The organism is Ruminococcus sp. D54t1_190329_F1 (genome assembly GCF_015551645.1).
GTDB classification, from domain to species: Bacteria; Bacillota; Clostridia; order Lachnospirales; family Lachnospiraceae; genus Blautia_A; species Blautia_A faecis.
Genome location: NZ_JADNDC010000034.1, coordinates 45311 through 51672, shown reverse-complemented (window position 1 = coordinate 51672; position 6362 = coordinate 45311). Strand labels below are relative to the sequence as shown.

General features: G+C 36.7%; 7 protein-coding genes. All 7 read right to left on the bottom strand.

Annotation, left to right across the window (positions count from 1 at the left end):
- Positions 1-33: 33 nt before the first annotated feature.
- Entirely contained in the window at positions 34-207 is a 174-nt protein-coding gene (locus I2D69_RS15055) for a hypothetical protein (protein ID WP_195380167.1), read from the bottom strand.
- Positions 208-263: 56 nt separating this feature from the next.
- A complete protein-coding gene (locus tag I2D69_RS15050; protein ID WP_173718789.1) occupies positions 264-506 on the bottom strand; it encodes a hypothetical protein in 243 nt (80 codons plus the stop codon).
- Positions 507-655: 149 nt separating this feature from the next.
- Complete coding sequence (locus I2D69_RS15045) at positions 656-1012, bottom strand: hypothetical protein (RefSeq protein WP_173718818.1); 357 nt, start codon at positions 1010-1012, stop codon at positions 656-658.
- Positions 1013-1015: 3 nt separating this feature from the next.
- Entirely contained in the window at positions 1016-2905 is a 1890-nt protein-coding gene (locus tag I2D69_RS15040; protein ID WP_173718817.1) for a metallophosphoesterase, read from the bottom strand.
- On the bottom strand, positions 2902-3525 hold the full coding sequence (locus I2D69_RS15035; RefSeq protein ID WP_173718816.1) for a hypothetical protein: 624 nt from the start codon (positions 3523-3525) through the stop codon (positions 2902-2904). The genes I2D69_RS15040 and I2D69_RS15035 overlap by 4 nt, the downstream gene beginning before the upstream one ends.
- On the bottom strand, positions 3515-5545 hold the full coding sequence (locus I2D69_RS15030; protein ID WP_195380166.1) for a metallophosphoesterase: 2031 nt from the start codon (positions 5543-5545) through the stop codon (positions 3515-3517). The genes I2D69_RS15035 and I2D69_RS15030 overlap by 11 nt, the downstream gene beginning before the upstream one ends.
- 13 nt (positions 5546-5558) lie before the next feature.
- Positions 5559-6230, bottom strand: a complete 672-nt coding sequence (locus I2D69_RS15025; protein ID WP_195380165.1) for a hypothetical protein — start codon at positions 6228-6230, stop codon at positions 5559-5561.
- Positions 6231-6362 lie beyond the last annotated feature (132 nt).

Sequence of the window (6362 nt, the reverse complement as noted above, 5' to 3'; positions counted from 1 at the left end):
CAGTCAGTAGTCTTATTGTACTCTGAGGTATTTTCAATTTTCAACATCTACGTTTTTTATTATACAGGAAGCTCCATAAATAAATTTCAACCCTATTGAACCACAGGTTCTTAGAAACTCCTGAATACTTCCGTTTTCTGTCTTTTCGTATATTTTACCATAGTAATTTAAAGCAGCATACCTATCAAATGTATCCGTTTTTATCAAATAGTACAATCTGCCATTATTACACACTACAGACATCATTATTATTGCATCTGATGTTAAAAAGGATTCCAAATCTTTTTCTGAAAAGCATGAATTCTTAGGATGGTTATGAAAAAATAACAAACTATTTTTCGGCGCGTTACACCTTTATGGGGTCTGACCCCAATGCTTGATCTTTCGCTACCAGATAGCACATTATTCAACACCGCCTTAAATTCATGCCACAGATGTGCTTTAAACGACAACGCATTCGGAATTTCCACCGATAAGCCATTCATTTTCAGCAACTGCTCATTCATAAACATCCCCCCTAATATTCAACATGCCGGATGACTTCCCATCATCCGGCATATTGAATATTTTTTCTTATATCATAATCCAGTTTCTGCTCATTTTCCAAAGTTATTTTCATCTTTCAAAAATTCATGCAACCTTATTATAAACCAGGTTAGCCATTTGCTTCCTGCATTTTACACATATTAATCTTTCTGAATGAATTAGCCGGAAGATTTACAAGCTCGTTATGGAAACAAAATTTAACATCTTTTACAGACATGTCGACAAACATCTGTCTCTCATCAGGAATTTTTCGTAAAGTGGTATTAATTACATGAAGAACCTTCTCAGCTTCTTCTCGTTCTTTATCACTTGTATATTTTTTTTGAATAATCCTTACCTGTTTTAAATAGAGACGATTCATATTAACCAACACTACAGCGTCGTCTTTTTCATTTTTAATATCTTTTCCAGATAATCTTATTCTCCCTCCGTCATTTAGCTGCACTGCTACATTTTCATCAGCCATCTACTAATCGAGCCTCCTTGATTCAGCATATTTTTCAAAATCAACTGGAAAATAATATAAGAAATCATCAATCATATCGCTTATGATTTCATCGATATGCAGATAATCTAGTACATACAATAATCTGCGGTCTCTTTCATCATAAATCGTAATTCCAAATGTGAGATAAGGTTGATCAACAGTCACTTCATCTGTTACAGAATTATACTCTTTATATACATTTTTATCAATATCTTTACGAGTATTTTTTCCTTTATTTTTTCCAAGCTTTGGAATAGCAGTCCAAAAGTCGCACCACTTCTTTTTGCTTTCATCCTTATTCTTGTTATTCTTAAAGCTGTTCTGGCAATATTTTTCATTTATAGAAGCAATTAAACAATGACCGGCCTCATAGCTTCCCTTCAAAAGTTCTGACCAGGAAAGATCTCTCATCTCTTTAATTTTCATTCCCTCACCAGCAATTACCAATGGCTTATATAGATTTTTGTCTCCCAGTTCCGCAGTCCAGTATCTGAAATGCACTCTGATTTCTCTTTTTTCATTTTTGGTTCCCAACAACTGGGCCAGCACATCACATAACTGCTGCAGATAAATTTCAAAGGACTCATATACACGCTCTTTATTTAATTTAATTTTCCCTGAAACTGTATCATGGTCACCTCCAAAGAAGTACTCGTATAATTCTCGGACATTCTCACTCTCATCTGTCCCATTATCTCCTCTTATCTGTTCTATATAATCATATCGAAGGCTTTGCAGTTTCCAACTCATTGCACTTTGACATCTCATAATCAGCTGCATCATACCGCTTATTTCTTTTATCATCTGCGGCGTAATATAACATACCTTAGGAGATCGTCCCTTTACCGCCCCTAACTCAAAATAAGGCTGGGTTTCCGTAATATTGATCGGCATTACAATCTTTCGGTTTTTCACCTGGTTTTCCTGGGTATAGATTCGAAAATCGGGTTTGAAACAATTTGCCTCATTGCTGCTTCTTACATACACATCAATAGAATTCAGATCCAAATTAAATGTATAGCAGGAATAAACATGCGGCGCACTATGCAGATCACTGCCTTCTGGCCACCCAATTCCAGATACCAGAGTTGTCATAGAATGTCTGTTATTTTGCCAATTGATCACATCGCGGTTATGGACATGTCCACTTATATAAATGTTCGCTCTAAGACGATTTACTGACAGCAATTCCCCCTGTGCAATACTTTGTTCCTTACCAGTCAGCCAATCTAATGGATGATGCGCGAGGGCGATCACCAGATCTGCATTTTTATCTTCAACTGCCTTGTTATATTGCTGGTAAATATCTTCTGCTTGAAATCTGCCAAATTTTAAGGCCCTGATATCCTGTTCTCCACCGTTTGAACTCCATGACGTATCTAATGATAAAAAACAAATCTTTTTCCCATTAATTTCCGTGCATCTTACTCCGTAGGTGTTATCAGCCCTGTGAGAAACTCCTAATATTCCATATATATTATTGATAAGACTTATATATTCTCCATATCCAACCATAATATACTGCCAATAAGACTTCTTAAATTCCTCACTTCTGGCTTCATCATAATATTCTATTGTACACTCATCAAAAGGTTTATGCACCCTGTCATGGTTTCCGGGTACAATATATACGTCTTTCAGCTTTTCCGCCAACACATCCTTTAACTGTTCGAAAAAGGCAAGAACGTTCTCTTTACATTTCTCATAATTGGCTTTATCTATTATATCTCCTGTAATGACCAGAATTACATTGTCCACAGGTTTCAATTCCTCTTTTATGTCTGACAGAAGATTTTTCAGTAACGGAGTCAAGCCTTTTCCAGTACCATTAATATGTAAATCAGACAGATGTAAAATAGTAAAATCATTCACAGTTTTTTACCTTCAATCCACATTTCCTGCAACATTCTTTTCAACCAGTTATATTTCGTAGAGTTCACTTTATACTTATAGACGGGAACATCTTCCCCATATGTATTCTCCAAATAGGGACTGAAATAAGCCACCTTATCCGTAAGTATTATCCTTCCAATATGAATGCAATCATATACTCTAATACTAATCGAGCCCCTGCAGGCTTGCAAAAATTCTATATTAGAATCAATCGCTCCTGTAAATGCCCTCTCTGTATATCCATCTCCAGAAGCAGAAACTTCTGACGTACGTCTCTTTATCCATTTATCATTTCTGGTATCTGGTAAAAGGATCTTTATGGGTATCGTCTTCTTGTTTAAATACTCTCTATATGGCGGATCCATCAGAAAACTGCCGCGGCTTGTACAGATTGCCAAACGTTTCGCCTTTTTCATTTCATGCTTGAAATCCTTTATAAATTCCTCATCATTGTAAGAGTTAAAAACAAACAAAGAACCAGAATCCATTAAAGATACTATCATTTTCTTTAAAAACTTGATAATCTTGGGAGAAAAAAATACTACCAGTAGACCCCAGATTGCAGAGGCAATAAGTGAGGAAATTATGCTATCGCTCATAACAATACTCTTTCACCTCTTGTAACAGTTGAACCGCCTTATTAAAATGCTCAATTGTAGTCGATCCAACTTCTGATTTATTCTCCATTGAGGAAGACAGCATGCCGCAGCCTGATTTTTGCATGTCACCAAAAGAGGTAAAAATTTTTCCCTCAAAACCTTTATCCAGAACAACCTGGAATAACGCATCTGCCATTTCATTGCTTAATTCGTGTTTTTGCCTTCCTGCATCTGTGTTGTTTACAAAACACAGATCAATGCGAAACACATCATTATCCAAAACTGACAGGATTTCTTCCAGTCTTTTAGGTGTCAGCGTATAAGACTTTCCATCTTTTGTCTGATATTTATCAAACATCAATATACCAACCCCGATTTTTTCATTTGTAACCTGATATAGCTTCTTGCAACAGGCAATTACTTCCTGATAATCATAAATATTATTGATCGGCATCAATTCATTTCTCTTTTCATCAATTTCATGCAGCGATAAATGAATTGTGATTTTATTTTTGAAAACGGAATTCTTCAAATCCTCTGTCAGCGCCTGAATAAATTCAGTCACCCCACAAGTAGAGATCACATACCTGGATACCTTCTGCTCTAACTTATCCATTACATAATCCGTATACATGATTGCCCGCTTAATGGCTGGATAACAGTATCCTGGTTCCCCCTGGCCCATAAAGGCAAACTCTCTTGCATTATTCCGGACCTGCTTATAGCTTGGACAATTGCTGTCATATTCCGCCATAAAAATACACTGAAGCGCAATATCCTCAGCCCGCAAATGACCGCCAAATTTTAGAGTGCCGGTCTCACAAAAGCGGCATTGCTGCTCTGTGGCAGACAAAACACATCCAAAGCTTGTAGAAATCGTATACGCAGAAATATCTGCATCTTCCTTAATTTTCAGATTTCGTAAACGTCTATTAAAAGCGATGCTCTCAACATACTTGTCGTCTTTTTTCCAGTAATACTTAATCCCATCACAGCCTAAAGAGCCTAATAAAGTGTATCCCACAATTGTAAATGGATTTTCAACCAGTTTAATATGCTTTTTCTCTTTACTATTGTCATTGATTTTTGGAAAATCATACAAAGATCTATAGTCCCTGTCATAAGGTGGATCTGCAAACCAGTTTTTTTGATCGATATCCCATTTATAACTTGTTAGCTTCACAGTACCATCCGTCTCTAATTCCCCAATATCAAAGCTGGCTCTTACCGCTTCGGTTTTACTTTTCTGGAGCAGACATCCAATATTCACATATCGCCCATTCTGACTAAAGGAATCAGCCTCCTGAGAATGTGAATGTCCACATAAATAAAGCCTAACCCCTTCCTGCTCAAATAAATTTGTAATCTCTCTCTTTTCTTCCGTACTTAATAACTCTAATGCATGATGTCCAATTGCAATAACTGGTTTGTTTTTCTTTTTTAGGTAATCCAATTTCTCAGCCACATAAGAGCTTCCCAAAAGCAATGTATGCTGCTCTTCTTCACTGCTAAGCCCCGCCGTCACTGCAGTATTTAAAAGTAAAAAATTACACTCGTCAAATTCTGCAATTCCATGGGGATTACTGCCATCCCACTGCGATACATCTCTCAGCTTCTCATGCATATTATTGTAAAAATTAAAACCGCCAAGAAGCTGTCCCAACAGTTCCGGATCAAATGTTCCCATATTAGGCTGATACTTGTCTTTCGCGCTTCTTATGACAGCAGTTCTCACTGATCCACGATCCAAATCATGGTTTCCAGGTACTGTAATAACCTTAGGAGTATCCGTCCATCTCAGTTTCTCACACAATAAATTAATGTAATCAACTACCTTCTGAGGATTATTTTCTTTTTCCGGCGCATATCTGAAATCGCCAGTAATAATCATTGCATCAAAATTTCCATCTAACCCTGCTAAAAATTCAGGTAATTTTTCCCTCAATTTTTGAGTATTAAAACTTACATTCTTTGTTTGAAAATGAATATCTGATAAATGGATCCACCTAAATTTCTTCATCTGTACCCCTGCCTTAAACATTTTTTGCTATCAATTCATCTGCTAATGCATTTAATTCCAGCCATTTCTTTGATGCCAGTTTTTCCGGTTCTTTACTTCCAAGCATTCCACACGCTGTCATTTTCTTTCTTCCATATGATGAAAAATGTTTCGCCTCAAATCCATATTCTCTTACAGTTTCCAATAATTTTCCCACCAGTTCCTGGGGATATTCGTCAGCCTCCCCAATCTCATCTGATGAATTATATTCGCAAAAACTAAGGCGGCACTTTCCGGGATTAAGCTTCTTTAGTATCTCCATAACCATTTCCACAGAATTTGTATAGGAAAATGTTTTCCCCTTTGGTCTGAAATTATTAAATAACATAATTCCCACACAAGGCTTCTCTCCTGATACTTCGGCAACCTGATTCACTTTCTTCACAGTTTCCTCAATTGGATATAATTTGTTAATCGGCATGATCAAATCCCTATCCCCCGCCACATGTAAAGATAAATGCAGCGTCACTCTTTCTGTGAAATAGTGCTGGACATCACTCATATAGTTGTCCACAGCTTCAGGAATTCCGCACGTTGCAAATATATGACGGTATACTTGCTGGTTCAATTCCCTCATTACAGTATTGGTAAGCTCAATCGCCATGCGGACCTGACTGTAAGAATAGCCAGGTTCTCCCTGGCCCATATATGCAAATTCTCTTTTCTTATTATGTAATTCAGGATGATCTTCACAATATATATCTGATAAGACCATAAAAATATTTTGCTTAGCAATTTCCTTATAGGTCAATAATCCACCGAAAGGCAATACATTTCC